Annotated in this window: 17 protein-coding genes; 8 read left to right on the top strand and 9 right to left on the bottom strand. The window is 62.3% G+C overall.

Annotation, left to right across the window (positions count from 1 at the left end; genetic code table 11):
• The first annotated feature begins 5 nt into the window (after positions 1-5).
• The 6 genes from DL240_RS00975 (at position 6) to DL240_RS00950 (ending at position 7,043) form a co-directional block, all read left to right on the top strand.
• A complete protein-coding gene (locus DL240_RS00975; RefSeq protein ID WP_111727987.1) occupies positions 6-1,853 on the top strand; it encodes a TadA family conjugal transfer-associated ATPase in 1,848 nt (615 codons plus the stop codon).
• 179 nt (positions 1,854-2,032) lie between these two features.
• The gene (locus DL240_RS00970; RefSeq protein ID WP_158542266.1) at positions 2,033-2,887 is read left to right on the top strand and encodes a type II secretion system F family protein; all 855 of its coding nucleotides are present in this window, start codon (positions 2,033-2,035) and stop codon (positions 2,885-2,887) included.
• Between the two features lie 52 nt (positions 2,888-2,939).
• On the top strand, positions 2,940-3,869 hold the full coding sequence (locus tag DL240_RS00965) for a type II secretion system F family protein (protein WP_111727985.1): 930 nt from the start codon (positions 2,940-2,942) through the stop codon (positions 3,867-3,869).
• Between the two features lie 59 nt (positions 3,870-3,928).
• A complete protein-coding gene (locus DL240_RS00960; protein WP_111727984.1) occupies positions 3,929-5,263 on the top strand; it encodes an FHA domain-containing protein in 1,335 nt (444 codons plus the stop codon).
• Between the two features lie 97 nt (positions 5,264-5,360).
• Positions 5,361-6,572 carry a tetratricopeptide repeat protein gene (locus DL240_RS00955; protein ID WP_158542265.1) on the top strand — a complete coding sequence of 404 codons (1,212 nt, stop codon included), beginning with the start codon at positions 5,361-5,363 and terminating at the stop codon, positions 6,570-6,572.
• Positions 6,573-6,599: 27 nt separating this feature from the next.
• Positions 6,600-7,043, top strand: a complete 444-nt coding sequence (locus DL240_RS00950) for a hypothetical protein (RefSeq protein WP_146618025.1) — start codon at positions 6,600-6,602, stop codon at positions 7,041-7,043.
• Between the two features lie 9 nt (positions 7,044-7,052).
• On the opposite strand, the gene DL240_RS00945 is transcribed toward DL240_RS00950, so the two are convergent.
• The 9 genes from DL240_RS00945 to DL240_RS00905 all read right to left on the bottom strand — a co-directional run bounded on the left by DL240_RS00945 (position 7,053) and on the right by DL240_RS00905 (position 17,424).
• The gene (locus DL240_RS00945; protein ID WP_111727981.1) at positions 7,053-7,745 is read right to left on the bottom strand and encodes a heme exporter protein CcmB; all 693 of its coding nucleotides are present in this window, start codon (positions 7,743-7,745) and stop codon (positions 7,053-7,055) included.
• 18 nt (positions 7,746-7,763) lie between these two features.
• Positions 7,764-8,471 (bottom strand): ABC transporter ATP-binding protein, encoded by a 708-nt coding sequence (locus DL240_RS00940; RefSeq protein ID WP_111727980.1) that lies wholly within the window; start codon positions 8,469-8,471, stop codon positions 7,764-7,766.
• A gap of 39 nt (positions 8,472-8,510) precedes the next feature.
• Positions 8,511-9,812 carry a hypothetical protein gene (locus DL240_RS00935; RefSeq protein ID WP_111727979.1) on the bottom strand — a complete coding sequence of 434 codons (1,302 nt, stop codon included), beginning with the start codon at positions 9,810-9,812 and terminating at the stop codon, positions 8,511-8,513.
• Positions 9,809-10,351, bottom strand: a complete 543-nt coding sequence (locus DL240_RS00930; protein WP_111727978.1) for a zinc ribbon domain-containing protein — start codon at positions 10,349-10,351, stop codon at positions 9,809-9,811. The genes DL240_RS00935 and DL240_RS00930 overlap by 4 nt, the downstream gene beginning before the upstream one ends.
• Positions 10,348-12,537, bottom strand: coding sequence for a heme lyase CcmF/NrfE family subunit (locus DL240_RS00925; RefSeq protein ID WP_111727977.1), 2,190 nt, complete (start codon positions 12,535-12,537; stop codon positions 10,348-10,350). The genes DL240_RS00930 and DL240_RS00925 overlap by 4 nt, the downstream gene beginning before the upstream one ends.
• 15 nt (positions 12,538-12,552) lie before the next feature.
• The gene (locus DL240_RS00920; RefSeq protein ID WP_111727976.1) at positions 12,553-13,104 is read right to left on the bottom strand and encodes a cytochrome c maturation protein CcmE; all 552 of its coding nucleotides are present in this window, start codon (positions 13,102-13,104) and stop codon (positions 12,553-12,555) included.
• A gap of 266 nt (positions 13,105-13,370) precedes the next feature.
• A complete protein-coding gene (locus tag DL240_RS00915; RefSeq protein ID WP_111727975.1) occupies positions 13,371-14,222 on the bottom strand; it encodes a carboxypeptidase-like regulatory domain-containing protein in 852 nt (283 codons plus the stop codon).
• Positions 14,223-14,257: 35 nt separating this feature from the next.
• Positions 14,258-16,243, bottom strand: a complete 1,986-nt coding sequence (locus DL240_RS00910) for a protein kinase domain-containing protein (protein ID WP_111727974.1) — start codon at positions 16,241-16,243, stop codon at positions 14,258-14,260.
• A gap of 71 nt (positions 16,244-16,314) precedes the next feature.
• Positions 16,315-17,424: a TadA family conjugal transfer-associated ATPase gene (locus tag DL240_RS00905; protein WP_111727973.1), complete on the bottom strand. Its 1,110-nt coding sequence runs from the start codon at positions 17,422-17,424 to the stop codon at positions 16,315-16,317.
• Here DL240_RS00905 and DL240_RS19860 point away from each other — a divergent pair.
• Positions 17,423-17,590 carry a hypothetical protein gene (locus tag DL240_RS19860; protein ID WP_158542264.1) on the top strand — a complete coding sequence of 56 codons (168 nt, stop codon included), beginning with the start codon at positions 17,423-17,425 and terminating at the stop codon, positions 17,588-17,590. The two genes, DL240_RS00905 and DL240_RS19860, sit on opposite strands and share 2 nt — an antisense overlap.
• A gap of 165 nt (positions 17,591-17,755) precedes the next feature.
• A complete protein-coding gene (gene ccsA / locus DL240_RS00900) occupies positions 17,756-18,463 on the top strand; it encodes a cytochrome c biogenesis protein CcsA (protein WP_111727972.1) in 708 nt (235 codons plus the stop codon).
• Positions 18,464-18,489: the final 26 nt, after the last annotated feature.

The raw sequence follows: 18,489 nt of genomic DNA, 5'->3' as shown, positions 1-18,489 counted from the left end.
GTCCCATGAAGCAGATTCGCGTCCTTGATAACCGCGGCCAGGAATACCTCTTTCCGCTGGATAAACCGGTGATGGAGGTCAGTATTGGCCGCAGTCAGAACAACGACATTGTTCTGAACAGCAAAACGGTCAGCCGTCGCCATGCCATCATTAAGTTGATGGGAGAGCGGGTGATGCTGGTCAATCAGTCCGCTAACGGTGTTTTTGTTAATGGCGAGCGGGTTGAGCGCGTACGCGAACTGCGCCTGGGAGAGTTTGCAGCGATTGAGCCCTATCGCTTCTGCGTGGAGGCTACCGGACCCGGGGCGCAACCCTCTGTGGCGCCCCGGGGCTACGGGCCGGGTAATGGCCGTGCGAACCAGCCACCGGGAGGGCGCGCGGGAACTCCGGCGGCCATGTCCTCGGTGTCGGCAGCCACCGCGACGGCTGCGCTGCCGGAGCGTCGGCCGGTTGCACCCGCTCCCAAAAAGAAAAAGCCCGCGGAGACCGTTGAGGAGCTGCTGGGCGATCTCGCGCCGAATCCCGACTATCAAGAACAACGCGTGAGTCTGCGCGGCGAAGAAGTCGTGATTCACGAGAAGAAGGTGCGTCAGGCGTTCATCGGGTTTAAGTCGGAGCTGCACGATGAGCTCAAAGAACGCCTCGACCTGCATAGCTTTCAGATCACCGACTACAGCTCGCCGCGCGTGGTGCGTCAGGTCTCCGAGAAGCTCAAGGAGCTGATCGCCCGGCGTCAGCGGGAGATTCCCCGGCCCTACACCCCCGATCAGGTCTTTAAAGAGATGATGGATGAGGTCTGCGGTCTGGGGCCCATCGAAGACCTCGTAAAGCACCGGGGCGTCTCCGAAATTATGGTGGTCGATCGCGAGCATATCTATGCCGAACTCAACGGCAAGATTGTGCTTACAGACCGTATCTTCAACGACGAGAAGTCGATGATGACGGTCATTGAGCGTATCGTCATTCCGCGTGGTCGGCGCATCGATGAATCCAACCCGCTGGTGGATACGCGCCTGGCCGACGGATCACGTGTCAACGCGGTGATTCCGCCGCTGGCCCTCAAAGATCCCTGCCTGACGATTCGTAAGTTTCCCGACGAGCGGCTGACGGTCAAAGATCTCATTAACTTCGGCAGCATGACCGACGAAATGGCGAAGTTTCTGGCGCGGGCGGTGCGCTCGAAGAAGAACATCGTCATCTCCGGCGGTACCGGTTCTGGTAAGACGACGCTGCTCAACGTGCTCTCGGGGTTCATCGGGCAGACCGAGCGTGTGGTCACCATTGAGGATGCCGCGGAACTCCAGATCTATCAGGAGCACGTGATCAGCCTGGAGACCAAGCCCCCGAACCTGGAGGGTAAGGGCGAAATCGGAATTCGCGAGCTGGTGAAGAACGCGCTGCGTATGCGTCCGGACCGCATCGTCGTCGGGGAATGTCGTGGTGGCGAGGCGCTCGATATGCTCCAGGCTATGAACACCGGCCACGACGGGTCGATGACGACTGTTCACTCCAACAGCCCGACCGAGGCGATTGCGCGTCTGGAAACGCTGGTGTTGATGAGTGGTATGGAGTTGCCTACCCGAGCGATTCGCGAGCAGATTGCGGGGTCAGTGGATGTCATCATCCAGCAGTCTCGCTTCATGGATGGTAGCCGTCGCATCACCTACATCACCGAGGTCCTGGGCATTGACGATGATGGGTTCGTCAAACTTGAAGACATCTATCGTTACCGCCAGAAGGGGATCAACGAGAAGGGCAAGGTCTACGGCTACCACATGGCAACCGGCTACCTGCCCAGCTTTCTCGACGAGTTTCTCATTAAGGGGCTCGCCGATCCGGAAGACTTCTTTTGATAGGCCTGCCAACCTGCGGAGTCCGCGGGCAAGGCGGTTGCAGACAACAGGTCGGCTCGATAAAGTTCCCAGAGCGCAGATGAGCTTGGATTGGCGAGTGGTGAGAGTGGGCAGGAGCAGGGGGCAAATCGATGCCACCCGGAACTGCGCATGACACCCTCAGCGAGGAAAAGGACACCGTGTTATACTTATGGCTGGCATTGGCTCTGGGGTTTGGCGCAGGGTTTCTCGCGATCTGGGCTGGCGGCGACTGGATTGCGGAGCGCCTCTCGGCAGAGCGTGGCGTGTACGAGCGCATTATCGGTAAAGAGCTCCACCGGCTCTTTCTTCCCATCTCGCCACAGGAGTTTGTGCTCTACCACGCGGGCTTTTTCCTGGTCTGCGTGCTCGGCGGTGTGGTCCTGGTCAAGAGCGCCATTCTGGGGGCTATTTTCGGGGCGGCGATGGGGCTCTTTTTGCCGCGAGTCTTCCTAAAACGCGCCTGGGCCAACCGTCTCACCGCGATCGATGAGCAGGTCGAAGAGGCGATGGTGTACATGGCCAACAGCTTTAAGGCCAACCCCTCGCTTCCCGAGGCGATTCAGGATGTGTGCAACGCCATGGGGCCGCCGATTAGCCAGGAGTTTGGCGTGTTGCTCAAAGAGTACCGCCTGGGTACGCCGCTGGATCAGGCGCTGGTCAACATGCAGCGCCGGGTGCCTTCGCGTAACCTGGAGCTGGCCATCTCGGCATTGGTCATCGGTAGAACGGTCGGTGGAAACATCCCGGAAATTCTCAGCCAGATCTCCGGCACCATCCGTGAGAGCTTCCGCCTGGAACGGGTTATCGATACGCAAACGGCTCAGGGAAAGATGCAGGCCTGGGTTATGGGTTTGATGCCAGCGGTCGTTATTGCCGTCTTTTATAAGATGGACCCGACGCTGATCCAGCCCCTGTTTGAGACCTTCGTTGGCTATATCATTCTGGCGGCGGCGGGCGTCTGTAACATCATCGGCGTGGTGATGATTCTGAAGATCGTTCAGATCGACGTTTGATCGAGCGAGAGCTCCTTACTGTGTACGAGAGCTTCTCTCGACGAGGTAACGCGTGAATAACACTCTGATTCTGGTCGGTGCGATCGTCCTTATCTTCCTGGCCTTTGCCCTTTTTGTCTGGGGCGTGGTGCCCGAGGAGATCGAGGAAGATGAGATCTACGGCTATCGCCTTACGCGTCGTAAGCGCATGCTTGAGGAGGATGCCCTCTACGCGATGGTGCTGCCGCTGGTGAAGATCTTCGCGCACTACATCCGCAGCCTGCCCGATTTGCCCTTTCTGAATATGACCGAACTGCGCGCTTCGCTACGTGACAAGTTGATGCGTTCGGGCTTTATGGGCTCGTTCACTCCCAATGAGTTCCTGGGGATGTGCGGGGTGGCGGGGCTGGGGGGCTTTATGTTCGTGCTCCTCTTTACGCAATTGATGACAGGATTGCCCAACATCGGGCTGGCTTGTGTGGCGGGCTTTCTGTCGCTGGGCTTCCCCTGGCTTTCACTCAGTGGCGCGATCAGCAGCCGGCTGATCGAGATCGACCGACGTCTGCCCTACACCGTCGATCTGCTGGTGCTCTCGATGCGCGCCGGCCTGGACTTCATGACCGCGCTCGATCGCGTGGTGGTACGTGGCCAGTTGCAAAATCCCGACGATCCGATGATCCAGGAGCTGGGGGTGGTGCTCCAGGAGATGCGCGTCGGTACGGCGCGTACCGATGCGCTGATCAATCTTTGTGAGCGGGTTAATTCGGAGTATCTAAACTCCATGGTCGGGGCGATCATTCAGTCCGAGCGTCGGGGTACGCCGCTGGCCAATGTGCTTGAGATTCAGGTCGATACGATTCGCAACAAGCGCACTGCTAAGATTGAGAAAGCTGCCAGCCAGGCGGCCGTCAAGATTCTCTTCCCGCTGCTCTTTATCTTTGGTGCGGTCATGATCGTGATCATGGGCGCGATGATCATCAAGGTGTCCGGCTCCGGGATGTAACCTGCGAGACGGACGCGCGTTCCGTCAAACCACCTCAAGCATTAGCGGACAAATCGCACATGACCTCCTTCTGGTTAGAGTTCGACCATAACGGTCAGACGCAGAACGCCACGTTTGCCGGCCACTCCATCACGGTGGGCCGTGATCGGGGCTCGGATTTCATTCTTGATCACCCCACCGTGTCGCGGCAGCACGCGTTGATCGTCGATGAAGGAGGTGGCACCTACCGGTTGGTGGTGCTTTCTCGCGGCGGACTCACCGCGGTCGACGGGCAGCCCGTCAACGGAGAGGTGACGCTGTGGGACGGAGCGATGCTTACCCTGGGTAAGCACTCGGTACGTTTTCGAGCGCCGGACTCTACGACTCGCCCGCCGCGAGGCGCGGCGGCGGGGCCCACGGCGCCGGTTCCTGCCGGCGGTGGCTTTGGTCAAACGCCGGCGGCGGGTGGGAACTTTGGTCATCAGGGAGCGGCCGGGAGCTTCGGGCAGCAAGGAGCACCGGGTGGATTTGGTCAGACGCCGGTTGGGGGGGGCTTCGGTCAGACGCCAGCTGGGGGTGGTTTCGGCCAGCAAGGAGCACCGGGTGGGTTTGGTCAGACGCCGGCTGCTGGCGGCGGGTTTGGTCAACATGCTGCGCCGGGTGGGTTTGGCTCGCCGGTGCCCAACGGGTCGCCCGAGCCGGGTGCGAAGCCGGCCAGCGATGATCCTGCAGGGATCGTGTCCTGGGATGAGATTGCTGCCAGCGATGCCGCGCTCGCGGACGCTGATGAGGACGTCCAGGCCAGCGATTACCAACGGATTCAGGCCGCCAGTGCCAAAGCCGGGGCAGCCCCTGGGGAGACCAACCCGGTGGTGGTCATTGGTGGGGTGGTGATCGCAGTGGGGATGTTGGCATTTACCTTTTTAGGCGGAGGGGACGGCGGCGCGGCATCGGGGCCCGAGAAAGTCAATTACTCCGAACTTCCCCCGGTCCAGCTTGAGGTAAACTGCCTCGATCAGACCGACTGCATGCGCCAGGCACAAGAGAGCTACCGCATTGCCACCGATCTGCTCGACAAAAAGGATGTTGAAAACCGTAACCTTTTTGATGGTTACAAGCGTCTTCTAGAAGTGCAGGCCTATATGGAGAAGGGAGGGGTCACGGAGTTCCCGGCGGAGATGGGGGAGTGGACAGTCCTTCATGAGGGGTCTCGAGCGGCGCTGGATGATTACTTTCGTAACTTCCGGGCTTCATTTCACTCGGCGATGCAGCGTGATCGTTATCTGGAGATGGCCGAAACTCTCAACAAGGTTGAGGCATTTTTTCCGGATAGCACATCACGGGAGAATCGTTGGGCCAGTGATATGGAACTGAAGATGAAAGCCGAAGGAAACTATCCGCGAACGATGCGTTGAAGGTGATATGAGGCAGCTCGAAGTTCGACATAGGGGCCTGCGCCGCGTCGTGGCGCAGGCTCTTCTTGTAGGTACTCTGGTATGGAGTGTGGCGTGTGTGAACACGCGCGCCCTGGGAGATAACGCCTACGAGCGTCAGGAGTTCTCTCTGGCGCTCGACTACTATGAGGAAGCCTTCGCCGAAGGGGTACGCGATCCGGAGGTCTATTTCCGCGCGGCTAAGGCGGCCACGGCTCAAGGGGCTTTTTCTCAGGCGGAGCGCTACTACAGCCAGGCGCTGCGTCATGGCGGCGATGTGCACGTGGCCCGGGCACTGGCGGAGTTCTACATCCAGACCAGCAATTTTGCGCAGGCCGTGCGGGTGTATCAGTACTTGATGCGCGTGGAAGAGGACGTGCAGCCGGTTTACAGCAATCTGGGCACCGCCCTGATGTATTCTGGGAAGTATCTGGAGGCCGAGTCTTTTTTAACGATCGCTCAGCAGATGAATCCCACCGATCCGGTTCCCTACATCAACCTGGGAGTGCTCTACGATCGACATATTCGAAATCGTCCGCGTTCGGTGGCGTTTTATTCGTGTTTTGTGGAGCTCAGTGCGGATGATTCGCAGCGGCGTATGGTGCAGAACCGCCTGCTGGAGATGTTGAATGAGGGGGCGGTCGATGCCTCTCGGGTCGGGCTGGAGTGTGGGCAGCTCTACCGAGTTCCGGAGCCGGCGGACATTAACGTGCGGGCCGAGCTGGAGGGCATTGGCGAGCCGGTCGATCTCGGATTTGGCGATGCTGTCGGGGCGCCGGAGGGTGAGGTTGAGATTGAGGCGTTGCGGCCGGATGACGCATTGCCGGATAAGGAGGGCGCTGACGTACCGAGTTCAGTGCCGGAAGTAGGGCGGCCGACGGAGGAAGAGCCGGCCTCGGCTAGGCCGGCTGAGGCGCCGACATCGGAGTCGCCACAGACGAAGACTTCCGAGAGTGTGGAGGCACAGGCCGCTGCCCATTTTGAGGCCGGTCGCTACGACGGTGTGGTCGCGGCGTTGCATGGCTTGCAGGGGCGAAGCCAGGAGGGCGATCGTTATTACGCTCTGGCGCTCTACCGGACCGGACGTTTTGCGGACGCCGTAGACTGGCTCAAACTCACGGAAGAGCGTCAGCCTTCCCCGGAGGTGGTGGGCGCGCTGGTTGATACGTACCGGCGCCTGGGGCGCCGTGATGCGCTGGCCTCGGTCTGTGAACGCTTTGCGGGGTGGCCCGACTACGAGGCGGCGGTGGCTCGCTGCCCGAAGTCCGAAGAGGGCGCGGTAGGGAACTAAGACCCGCTGTGATTTTGGAGGCGCCAGGTGATTTTGAAACTTCGGACATGTGTGGAGCGACTGCCGCGGTGGTTGCGTCAGGGGCGCGGGGCAACGGCGTCGGAGTACATGGTGCTCTTGATTCTGGCGGCGCTCTTTATTGTGGTGATGATTCGGCTCTTCGGTGCTTCGGTGAGCGAGCGTTTTGAAGCCAGTCGGCAGGAGATTGCCGGTATCAGCAGTGAGCAGGAGGGCGGGGGAAGCGCTGCCAGCGCTTATGGCTCGGGGACCTCGGAGACGGCAGGCGCGAGTGGAGCCGGGAATTCGGCGGAGTCTGCCGAAGCGGCTGCCGCCCGGGAAGCTCGTGCGCAGGGCCAACGTCCGGCCGGGAAAGCCGGTTCGGTCGGCGGCGTGAGCTGGGTGGTGATCATGATTGTGCTGGGGCTCTTTGGGTTGCTCGGCTACGTGATCTTTGGTGGGAAGAAGAGCTGAGCCCGGGGCTTATTCGACTGCGGAGAGTACGAAGCGGAAGAGAAGCACGCAGAGCACTCCGTAGGCCAGGTCCATAGCAACCATGGCCTTGAGCCATCCCCCGACCTGTTCCCAGGCGCCGCCGGTAAGCAGGGCGGCGCTGATTTTCACCCCGGCAATCAGCAGCGGGATAAGCAAGGGATAGAGAAGAACCGGCAGGAGTACCTCGCGAAGATCGTTTTTAACGAGCATCGCCGAGACCAGTGTTCCCAGGATGGCGAAGCCGGCGGTTCCTACCAGAATCGATGCCAGATGCAGCCCCCAGGTGGGCCCCGGGCTCACGGAAAATGCCAGCAAGAGAAGGGGGATCAGCGCGAGCTCAAAGAGCAGCATGAAGATCAGGTTGGCGGCGAGCTTACCCAGGTACAGGCTTATCTGGCTGCCGGGGACCAGGGCCAGCGCGCGCAGGCATCCGGTCTGGGTTTCGTGCTGAAAGCTGCGCCCGATGGCCAGCGTGCCGGTGAACACAATCGAGATCCACAGAATCCCGGGGAAGACCTCCGCGGTGGATTCGCCATTGCGATAAAATGCGAAGGTAAAGACCGCCATCAGCAGCACAGAAAAGGCGACGGTGGTGGTGAGGATTTCTCGGGTGCGCCATTCCCGACGCAGGTCTTTGGCGAGGATGGTGCGGCTCTGTCTTAAGAGGAGCGCGGTCTTCATAGGGGCAAGGCGTTCAGGTCAGGCGTGAGTGTGGTAGTGAGACATCAGGGAGGTGCCGGCGGGCATGGGGCCGCTGGCGCGCAGCTGTCCTTTGCGCAGAATGAGGAAGTTGTCAGCCAGCGCTTCGATCAATGCAAAATTGTGGGAGATGATCACCACAATGCGACCTTCATCGCGAAGCTGGTGGAGGAGCGCGCTGACCAGGGCTGTGCCGGCCTGGTCCAGGCCGGTGGCGGGCTCGTCGAGGAGCACCAACTGTGGATCGTGGAGAAGGGCCCGGGCCAGGGTCAGACGTTGTTTCATGCCCCGGGAGTAGGTGCTCACGGGTTGATCGGCGGCGTGGGAGAGGCCGACGCGTTGTAGCCACTCTTCGGTCAGGGCGGGGACGTTGTCCAGGTCGTAGAGTGTCCCGAAGAAGCGTAGGTTTTCACGTCCGGTGAGCTCGTCGTAGACCAGCGTCTGGTGGCTGACCCAGCCAATGCGCGCGCGCCCCTGGCGCGCGAACTGGCTAAAGTCCAGCTTGCCAAAGCGGACTTCCCCCTCGGTGGGCGCGTCGATCGTGGCCAGGATATTGATGAGGGTGGACTTGCCGGCGCCGTTATTGCCCAGAAGCGCGGTGATCGAGCCCCGCTCCAGGGTGGTGGAGATGCGGTGCAGGGCGTAGGTGCGACCGAAGACGCGGGAGACGTTATGCAGCGTCAGACGGCTGGGAGAACGAGGAGCCATGGGCGCCCTGGGGAAGGCCGAGTGGTGAGTCGAACGCGGTTATGCAGCGGGCGCCTGGCCGAGATCCCGGAGCTTGGAGAGGATGAGCGAGAGGCGCTCGCGCAGAAGTCCGAGTTCGGTATCGATCTCCCACTGCGTTTCTTCGTCAGCCGTCTGGCGCAGGCGGCGAAGTTCGGCGAGTTCATCGAGCAGGGCTTCGCGTTCGGCGTTGAGCGCGCTGACGATGGCATCGCTCCTGGAGCCGTCGTGGAGGCGACGATGTTCGCGCAACCCGAAGACGATGATCAGCAGCGAAACCAGGGCGCCCAGCGCCAGGGCGATCCAGCCTCCCAGGGGGCGGCCAAAGGGGAGGCCGCGAAGTTGGAAGGCATAACTCTGAGAGGCGGCCAGGTCGCGGCGGTTGGCGATGAGAAACTCCATGTCATCGCGAAGTCCCAGCGACGAGGCGTCGGTGGTCAGTTCGAATTCGGGGGCGACCATGGCCAGGTCATTGAGGCGTGGCGTGCGCTCGTATTGAGTCTGCAGGGGGGCGATGATCTGGATCTGATCGACCGGCCAGGCCATCTCCTGCGCGTAGTTAAATACGTCATCACGGGCGGCCATCGAGAAGCGAATCTGCATGTTGATCGGCTCCCCGGGTTTGATCACCCCGGTCCAGAAGACCACGTTGTTGATGACTTCAAAGCTACCCTGGCCGTCGGCGCGGATGCCCTCGGCTTTCAGGGGCAGGCGGATCGGCAGGCCCCGGGCATACTCGGGGTCCGGTACCATGGAGATATCGACGGCGTGGTCGGCGTCCAGGGTGAAGGTCCAGGTCTGGCTGAGGATGATGTACTCCTCCCAGGGCTCGACGATCACGCGTTTGGAGGCCACGCGGAGCCCGGAGAGATCGTGTCCGCGATCGAAGACCTCGATGTTCATGCGCAGGCCATTGGCCGCGGCGTAGGGACGCGAACTAAAGGGCACGCCGCCGTAGGTTGCGCGGGCGCGCAGTCGCAGGCCTTGCTGGGCAACCTGGGCCGGGACCTGAGCAAAGGTGGCGACGCCCTGAGCGTCGGCCACGGCGGTCCAGCGGGCCACGGGTTCCGGGGCATTGACCTCGAAGGGGCCCTGGGGGCGCGACGCTTCCAGGATCACCGGAGTGCCGGCCAGCGCGGCCTGGTCGTCGGCGCCGTGGGCAAGCTCCACGTGAATACTCCATTGCTCCGGGGCGGCCGTGGCCTGGTGTGCGGTCGGCGCGGCGGTCGCCGCAGGGGCGGTCGGGAGTTCCTGGGCATGCACGCTGGAAGCGAAGGCCAAGAGCAGGCCCAGGAGAGGCATGAGACGGGAGAGGTACTTCATCCGGTGACCTCGGAGGTCAGGGGGGCAGCGCGGTGAGCGGGGACGTCGGGTTCGGTCCGAGGCGTGCCACAGATGGCGCAGAAGCGCGCGCGGGGGCTCAGCGCTTCACCACATTCGCGACACGCTTCGGCGCTCTTAGCAGCCGTCTGAGTGCTGCTGGAGGGCACGTCCTGCGCGTCGGCTTCGGGCAGCGCCTGGACACGGGTGTGGATGGCTTCTTCAATATGGTCATCCCACTCGCGACCGCCGTGAATGGCATCGAGTCGGCGCATGATCGCCACGGCCTGACGTTCATGAGAGCGCTTGAAACGCTTATAATCGTCGGCCGAAATCTTGGCCGTCTGGTGGTCGTACTCGATATCGCGCAGCGACTGCACCAGCGAGGCCTTGCGGGCCATCAGGCCTTCGATTTCGCGCAGTTCTTCGTCGAGGACTTCAAAGCGCAGCTGCTCGTCCTGGCGTGCGAGAAAGGGGCGAACCATGTTGATCAGTCCCCAGAGCGTGAACGCAATGGCGACGATAAGAAGAGGAAGGCTCATGAGGGCTCCACCTGCACAGGGGATCCATCGGCCGCCGGAGTCTCAACCAGCGAGGCCACGGGGCGCTCCATGCGGCGAGCGTCGCCCCAGGAGGTAAAGGATTCGACGGTCCATACCATCATCGGAGAGAAGACCAGGAGGACCACACCGCCGAAGATCGCGGCCCGTCCCAACCCGCCGCTTCCCGGTCGCAGCGAGGCGATGGATTCGCGGGTGGGCCACAGGCAAATCAGGGTGCCCAGGACCAGGATCACGCCCCCGAACCAGAACCACCAGGTGAAGGGGCTGATGAAGACTTTGAAGGCGGCCTGGCTGCCGTCGGGATCGAAGTTGACCAGGGCCACGTAGGTGTCTTCCAGCGGGGTGGAGCGAATGTCGATTTCGCTGACGGGCATGCTGGGACTGGCATGGAAGATCGATTTGCCCGGGTGCATGTCATAGACGTAGCGCCCGCCGCGTTCGACTTTGACGCGGGCGGTGTAGAGGACGCGCTCCCGGTCGTGCTGATCGCCAAGCCCCTGGTAGGTAAAGGTGTAATCGCCGATCTGGGTGGACTCGCCCAGGGCCACGCTGACATCGCGCTCGATCTTCATGGCGTTGCCGGCGAAGGCGACAAAGGCAAAGACGACGCCCAGGTGCACGATGTAGCCGCCGTAGCGGCGTTTCTGCTTCATGCACAGCCGGTAGAAGGATTCGAAGGCGCTTTCGTCATGCATGCGTCGGCGCGCGCTGATACCGCGGTAGAACTCCTGGACGATGGTGGCGCCGACAAAGATGCTCAGCGCCAGGGCAAAGAGCGCGTAGCCGGCTTCCAGGCGGTCGGGGGTGACCAGATCGGTGCCGCGCAACATCCAGTAGGCGCCCGCGCTGAGCGGGGTCAGAATCAGGCTGGCCGCGATCGGGGAGACGAAGTTGCGCTGGAAGTTCTTCTTGCTGGCACGTCGCCAGGCGATGACGGTGCCGATGCCCATCATCAGCATCATCAAAAGCCCCAGGGGAATCATCCAGCGGTTGAACCACTGGGGACCCATGGCGATGTCCTGACCAGAGATGGCTTCTTTGATGCGGGGCCACAGGGTGCCAAAGAGCACCACGGCGGTCATGGAGAGGAACATCCAGTTGTTGAAGATAAAGGCCGCCTCGCGGCTCACCGGGCTGTCCAGACGTTGCTCGCTCTTGAGGGCCTTCCAGCGGTAGATGAAGAGCGAGACGCTGAAGACGGTCACGGCGATCAGCAGGTTGAGGAAGTAGGGTCCGATTTCGCTCTGGGCAAAGGAGTGGACCGACTCGATGAGCCCGCTGCGGGTGATGTAGGTGCCGAAGATCGTCAGCAGGAAAGTGCCGATCATCAGGCCCACGTTCCAGCGCTTGAGCATGCCGCGGCGCTCCTGGATGAGGAGCGAGTGGATCAGGGCGGTGGAGGTCAGCCAGGGAAGGAGCGCGGCGTTTTCAACCGGGTCCCAGGCCCAGTATCCGCCCCAGCCCAGTTCTTCGTAGGCCCACATGCCGCCCAGGATGTTGCCGATGCTCAAGAAGAGCCAGGGCCACAGGATCCACTTGCGCGCAGCTTCGACCCAGGAGTTGGAGAGGTTACCGCTGAGGAGGGCCGCGATGGCGAAGGCAAAGGGCACAGTCATGGAGGCCATGCCGGTGAGCAGTGCCGGGGGATGGAACACCATCTTCGGCGTCTGCAGAAGGGGGTTAAGCCCCTTACCCTGGGTGGGGTCATCGATGAGATGATAGCCGTCGAAGGGGTTGGAGCCGAAGACCATGATGATGAGCAGCGCGGCGGCCACGGCCAGGCAGACGGTCATCACCCAGGGCATGAAGTCCTGGTAGCTCTTGCGGTTGGTGTAGACGCAGATCGCAGTGAAGAGCACGACCTTCCACACCCAGAAGAGCAGGCTTCCGGCCTGGCCGCCCCAGAAGGCGCCCAGGAGGTAGAAGGTGGGCATGGACTGGTCGGAGAAGGCCGCCACGTACTTGATGCTGAAGTCGTGTGTCAGCAGTGCGTGAATCAGCACCAGGGAGGCCACCGAAATGGCTCCAAATGTGGTGTAGGTGGCGAAGCGCGTGGCGTGGAGGAAGCGCCGTGAGCCGGTGCGTGCGGCGATGACGCCCATGGTGGCGCCGACCAGCGCGGTGTAGAGCGCCAGGTAGATGGCAAGGGATCCGAGCCAACTCATAAACTGTCCGGGGTTTTAGCGTGCGGCTTGCGGCGAGAGTTCGGTCGCGGTGGGCGGGGCACCCTCGTAGCGGCTGGGGCATTTCACGAGGACTTCATCGGCGTGAAGGGTCAGGGTTTCATCGACGCGTCCCTGGGCGACCACTTCGCTTTCTTCCTGGAAGGTGTCGGGCAGCGCGCGCTTGTAGACCACCTTCATACCCACGCCCTGTTCGGAGACGCGGAAGGTGTTGTGGATGCCGCCGGCTTCGCCTTCAAAGGAGCCGGGTTCGACGATGCCCTTGATACGAACGGTTTTGCCAATAAGGTCGTCGCCTTTGGCCACGGCCTGGTCGACCTCATAGAAGTAGGTCTCGCCCTGCAGGCCGTCGAAGACCAGAAAGCCAATGGCGGCGATGGCGATCAGCACCCCGGCGATAAGGCCCCAGCTGGGGCCATCGGCCTCGGAGCTGGCGCCGGGCTCAAGGTCCTCCCGCGCGTCGAGCTCATCGAGGTCCAGGTCGGCGTCGAGATGTCCATCCCACCCGGGCACGTGAGGGCCGGGATTGTCATTGTGTTGAGCGCTCATAAGTCGATCCAGTGTCAGGCGTAGGTCGAAACCACCGGGGGAACGTCGGTTTGAGGGCCGGGCATTCCCCCGAAATTTGCCGGGTGGCAAAAGGCCCTCTCTATCTTTGGGCAGAGTTAGCCTAAGCGCCTGAGGCTGGCAAGTAGAGCGCTTGTGGCATTTTGACGCGAAGGGCCTCGCGCAACGCAATACGCGGCGGCTCCGTGAGGGAACCGCCGCGTACCGGGTCGATGCGAGAGGAGCCTCTGGAAGCGGAGAGAGGTGGCCTACCAGATGCTGATGATGTGGTTTTCCTTCTCCTCTTGTTTGGCAGGCTTTTTCTTAGTGGTCTTGCGGGTGGCGCGTCGGCTGGAAGTGCGGCGCGTGGTGCGTCGCTTGGGAGCGGCGCGCTTGGCGGCCGGGTCCACAAAGTTCTGGTCGATGCGGAAGATGGTCGCGGTGTACCCGAGCGCCAGCTCAAACTCCGGATTACGGGGCTCAAAGAGGGCGGAGTCATCATCGTTGGGGTCATACTCCGGGGTACGGATGGAGACCTTGGCGCTCTGACCGGGGATGCCTTCAAAGGAGAACTGAGCGGCGCCGGTGAAGTCGGTACGGGCGACTTCCTGGCCGTCGACCAGGACCGGGAGTCCCTCACAGGAGCCTTCCCTCATGCGTTCGTCGCAGCTGGTCTGAACCCAGCCCATGAAGGTGTGGCGCAGCGACACGACCTTGGGCTTGAGTGTCAGTGGGAGGCCGGAGTACTGGCCGCCGATGACTTCGGTGACGCGCAGCGCTTCGGTGATCTCGCCGCCGTCGGCCACCCGATACCCTTCGGGGGCGCTGACTTTAAGGGTGACGTTGGTGTTGGGTTTTTCGACCAGAGTGGCTTTGAAGGTGCCATCCGCACCGGTAAAGCCGACCACCTGGCCGTCGAGTTCCACGGCGACCGAGTGCACCGGTTGGCCGGCGCCGTCGGTGACCTGCACGTCGACCGGGAAGTTGAACTCGGGAGGAGGTGGAGGGGGCCCCTGGGGCTCGGACTCGCAGGCCACCAGACTCAGGGCGAGGCTGAGCAGGAGAGTGCCGGTGAGCGTGTGGCGCAGGGGCAAAGAGGGGCGAAACATTGAGGGGACCATGGAGGGCTCCGCTGCCTGTGAGGGGCGTGCAAACATCAGTTCTCTGCGCTCTCTTCGGTATCATCGGCGTTGGAATCAACGACCTGGTAGGTGGCGCTGTTTACCGCGATGATGAAGTCCTGGGCGTTTGCGTAGGGGTCATGAGCGGCCAGAGTTTTGTAGTTGTTCCGGACGGCGTCAGTGGTGCCAAGTTTCAGCCCTTCGGCGACATCGGTGCGGAGACGCTCGACGTAGGCCTTTGCCTCGCGTTTCTGGTAGATCTCTTTCCACAGGGCCAGATCGTCGGCCGCGGGGGCATCCTGGGCACGGATGACGCGGGTGATCTTGGAGAGGGCCTCGCGGTACTTTTTGAGTTGATCATCCGAGCGGAGGCGAGCGGCCTCCTCGATGAGTTCGCGAGCTTCGGTGCGGAGGGTGTCGAAGTCCTCTTCGGCGAGTTCGGCGGAGGGCTGGGCCGGCGGGTTCTGCGCAAAGCCGTGCGAGATGGTCAGGCGAGGGTCGCGGGTGACCTGGCCTGGCAGTTCAACCCGGGGAGCCTGAGCAACCTCGCCAGTGGTGGCCGGCGCCGGGGCTTGCTGAGGATCGGGAGCAGGCGCCTGCGCTTGCTGGGGCTGTTGCCCGGGGGCCGGCTGCTGTGGTGCGGGTTGAGAGGTGTCGCCCATGAACATCAAGGCGACCATGGTGACCATCAAAATGGCTAAGATTCCGCCGCCGAGCACTTTGATGTCGAGTCCCTGGCCGCTGCCTCCGCCCCCATACGCCGCGCTGAACTCGGCCGGGGTTTGGGGGCGTTGGGAGGCGTCGGGATTGAGGGCGCTCTGAAGCGAGGCGACCAGCTTTTGATCTTTGAGCTGAGCCAGGCGAGTGCCATCAAGGGGCAGGCCGGTGAGTGCGGCGGTGGCTACGGCGGCCAGGCTGTAGACGTCGGTGGCCGGTGAGAGCTGACGTTGCTCGGGGGGAACCTGCATCTCGGGGGGGCCGAAGGCGCCCAGCCCGCCGCGCTCCTCAAAGCGCAGCATATCGAAGGGCTCGAGCATGGCCTCACCGTTGGGGGTGATCCACACCGCGTCGGTGGTCAGGTTAGCGTAGGCCAGTTGCTGGGCGTGGATGGTGTCCAGGGTTTGGGCGATGGACTTGACCCAGGCACTGACGTGGGCGGGATCCTGGACGCCATGCTGTTGGATGATCTGGGTGAGACGCTGGCCCTGGGGGCGATCGATCTCCACCCACATTCCGGAGCTGGAGACGAACATGCCGTTCATCGGGACCAGGTTCGGATGGCGCAGGCTGTGGAGCTGGGCGATGCGCTGGCGCAGCGGTGTCGACATCTGCTCGGCAGGGCCTTCCCAGACCCGTTTGAGCACGACGTGCTTGCCCAGCTGGTTCTGCGCAAAGATCAGGGTGATGTCGCCGCGCTGAATGGCGTCGGGCGTAAAGATATAGCCGCGCTGCAGATCCTGGTCGTTTTCAATCGGGTCGCCGCCAGCACCGTCGGCGCCGGCCATCAGGGCGTTGACATCCACGAACTGGGTGTTGCCGTCGTAGCCGGCAGCCTGCTGCTCGGGGGTGTAGTGGGCGGCCTGTTCGGCGAAGTCGGCGATGTTGACAAATTGCGTGCTGCCTTCGTAGTCGGGCTGCTCACCGCCGACGTAGACCTGGTGGCCCCCGGAAGCGCCGACCGACGGTGCGGGCGTAGGCGCGGGGGCTGGAGCGTGGCGGGCGGCCGGAGGTTGGTAACCGCCGTAGTCCGGCGCGCTGCTGGTGATTCCGTCGCCTTCGGCGCTGCCCGGGCCTCCCAGGGCGGCGGGGATTTCGAAGAGCTGTGTGGCCTCGTCGGAGGGCCCTTCAAAGGTGGGCGGAGGCGCAAACTGCGGCTGGGGACCTCCCTGAAGTGCATTGAGGTCGACCATCTGGGTTTTGTCGTCGGCGTCGGACTCAAAGCCGCCGTCACCGCCCTGCTGACGCTGATTGGCGCGGTCAATGAGGCTGCGTCGGGCTTGTTTAAAACGATCGTCGGACATGGTGGGGAGGCCGTTGCGAGGGGAGAGTGCGGGCAGCGTTCTATTCAGGGGTATCGCGACTTCAGAACCAATTAGTCACGGGGTTTGGCGAACCATCGCTCGTCGACATTCAGGCCGCGTTCCCGGACGGCATCAATGAAGGTGGGGATGTTGCCCTGGCCGATGTGCTCGCCGATGACTTTGCCCGTGGTCGGGTCGTTGCCACGGTTGCGGAAGACGAAAATCGGGCGGATGCGGTATTCGCCACGCTCATCCAGGCCCAGGACTTCGCAGATGTGGGTGATTTTACGGCTACCGTCGTTGAATCGGCTGGTCTGAATGATGACCTGGATGGCGGAGGCGACCTGGCTGCGCAGGGCGGCCAGGGGCATGTCGACTTCGCTCATCATGGCCATGGTTTCCAGACGGCGCAGGGTGTCGTCGGGATAGGTGGCGTGGGTGGTCGACATGGTGCCCCCGTGACCGGAGGTCATGGCCTGAAGCAGGGTGAGGGCTTCGCCGCCACGGATTTCCCCGATGACGATGCGGTCCGGGCGCAGACGCATCGCCGAGTGGAAGAGGTGCTCGATCTCGACGGCGCCGCGACCTTTGGCGTCGGGCCCGCGGGTCTCCAGCATCAGGCAGTGCGGCTGCTGCATTTGAAGTTCGGAGGAGTCTTCGATGACGATGATGCGGTCTTTATCGCTGATCAGCGAGCTGACGCAGTTGAGCAGTGAGGTCTTACCGCTACCGGTGCCGCCGGCCACGATGATGTTGCGTTCCATCTTCACGCAGATGTCGATGAAGTTGGCAGCTTCGCGGTTGATGGAGCCGTAGCTGATCAACTTGTCGATGGTCAGGTCAAATTTGCCAAAGCGGCGAATCGCCATGGAGACCCCGTTGCGAGCGCAGGGGGGCAGGACGACGTGCACGCGGCTGCCGTCGGGCAAGCGCGCATCCATACGAGGGTTGAGTTCGTTGAGCGTTTTACCGACGTACTGCGCGATGTTTTTGGCGCCGCCCATCAGATCGTCTTCGTTCTCGAAGCGGGCGTCGGTCTTCTGAAGCTTGCCCTTGACCTCGATCCAGATGTCGTTGGGGCCGTTGACCATGATCTCGCTGACGGATTCGTCATCGAGGTAGGGAGTCAGCACGTGAAAGTAGCGTCGGATGGACTGTTCGAAGATTTGCTGAGGGATCATGGCGACAGCTTACGTGGAGGCACGCAGCGCCCCGGTGGTGGCGAGCGAGGTGCGATGGCGCGCCGCAGAAGGGCGGCGAGGGTGCGGACGTAAAAAGGTTGTCATCGTCGCGGAGTATATACAAGCGCTCAAGAGAGCGTCAATTGAGCAGGTCGATGGCTTGTGAGGGTCCGGGGGGCGTGTTAAAGCGGCGCGGGAATGCGGCCCTGGGAGGCCGTGTTGTGGCGAAGCCAGAGCGCCATATTATGCGGGTGCGCGCAGGGTGCGCGTGCCGATTGCGGAGTCGAACTCCGGGATTTGGACGGCGCGTAGATACGACGGTAAAGGGCCGATGGTAAAGTTCATCGACAGGAAGATTTTCCCGGTGGTGGCATTGCTCGCCATGCTGGCAACGTTGGCAGCGATGGCGCTGATTTTCTTCTACGCGCCGGTCGAGCAGACGATGGGCATTGTGCAGAAGATCTTTTATGTGCACGTGCCCTCGGCGATGGCGTCGTATGCCGGGTTCACGGTAACGGCGGTATGCAGCCTGATTTACCTGTTTTCGCCACGGGAACACTGGGATCACGGGGCGGTGGCCGGCGCGGAGCTGGGGCTGTTTTACTGCGTGTTTGTGCTGATTTCGGGACCGCTCTGGGCGTACAAGGCCTGGGGGACGGCCTGGACCTGGGATCCGCAGCTGACGGCGACCTTTATTCTGTTCTTGCTCTACGGGGGGTATGTGCTCTTGCGCCAGTTCGGTGGAAGTAGCAAGCGGTTGAAGAAGATCGCGGCGGTGCTCGGTGTGATCGCGTTTGTGGACATTCCGCTGATTCACTACTCGGTACGCATTTGGGGTGGGTTGCACCCGGTGGTGGAGCGGGAGGGGGGCGGAGGCCTGGCCACGGAGATGTCGCAGGTGTTCGGGGTGAGCATGCTGGCGTTTTTGTTGATGTTCGCCACGCTGCTCTGGTTGCGTTTTCGTGTGCGCTGGCGAGAGGCCGAGCTGGATCGGCTCTACCTGGAAGTAGAAGACCTGGCGCGGGTGCGCGGGATCTGAAGACGCATGGCGTTTGGATGCCATGC

It is taken from the genome of Lujinxingia litoralis (assembly GCF_003260125.1).
Taxonomy (GTDB): Bacteria; Myxococcota_A; Bradymonadia; order Bradymonadales; family Bradymonadaceae; genus Lujinxingia; species Lujinxingia litoralis.
Note: the sequence above shows the minus strand (reverse complement) of the source record. Positions and strands in the feature narration are given on the sequence as shown.

Bases quoted from the DNA above. Each gene is read 5' to 3' on its own strand.
- DL240_RS00975 (WP_111727987.1), top strand. From the start codon at position 6: ATGAAGCAGATTCGCGTCCTTGATAACCGCGGCCAGGAATACCTCTTT.
- DL240_RS00960 (WP_111727984.1), top strand. From the start codon at position 3,929: ATGACCTCCTTCTGGTTAGAGTTCGACCATAACGGTCAGACGCAGAAC.
- DL240_RS00945 (WP_111727981.1), bottom strand. From the start codon at position 7,745: ATGAAGACCGCGCTCCTCTTAAGACAGAGCCGCACCATCCTCGCCAAA.
- DL240_RS00940 (WP_111727980.1), bottom strand. From the start codon at position 8,471: ATGGCTCCTCGTTCTCCCAGCCGTCTGACGCTGCATAACGTCTCCCGC.
- DL240_RS00935 (WP_111727979.1), bottom strand. From the start codon at position 9,812: ATGAAGTACCTCTCCCGTCTCATGCCTCTCCTGGGCCTGCTCTTGGCC.
- DL240_RS00930 (WP_111727978.1), bottom strand. From the start codon at position 10,351: ATGAGCCTTCCTCTTCTTATCGTCGCCATTGCGTTCACGCTCTGGGGA.
- DL240_RS00925 (WP_111727977.1), bottom strand. From the start codon at position 12,537: ATGAGTTGGCTCGGATCCCTTGCCATCTACCTGGCGCTCTACACCGCG.
- DL240_RS00920 (WP_111727976.1), bottom strand. From the start codon at position 13,104: ATGAGCGCTCAACACAATGACAATCCCGGCCCTCACGTGCCCGGGTGG.
- DL240_RS00915 (WP_111727975.1), bottom strand. From the start codon at position 14,222: ATGGTCCCCTCAATGTTTCGCCCCTCTTTGCCCCTGCGCCACACGCTC.
- DL240_RS00910 (WP_111727974.1), bottom strand. From the start codon at position 16,243: ATGTCCGACGATCGTTTTAAACAAGCCCGACGCAGCCTCATTGACCGC.
- DL240_RS19860 (WP_158542264.1), top strand. From the start codon at position 17,423: ATGGCGACAGCTTACGTGGAGGCACGCAGCGCCCCGGTGGTGGCGAGC.
- DL240_RS00905 (WP_111727973.1), bottom strand. From the start codon at position 17,424: ATGATCCCTCAGCAAATCTTCGAACAGTCCATCCGACGCTACTTTCAC.
- ccsA (WP_111727972.1), top strand. From the start codon at position 17,756: ATGGTAAAGTTCATCGACAGGAAGATTTTCCCGGTGGTGGCATTGCTC.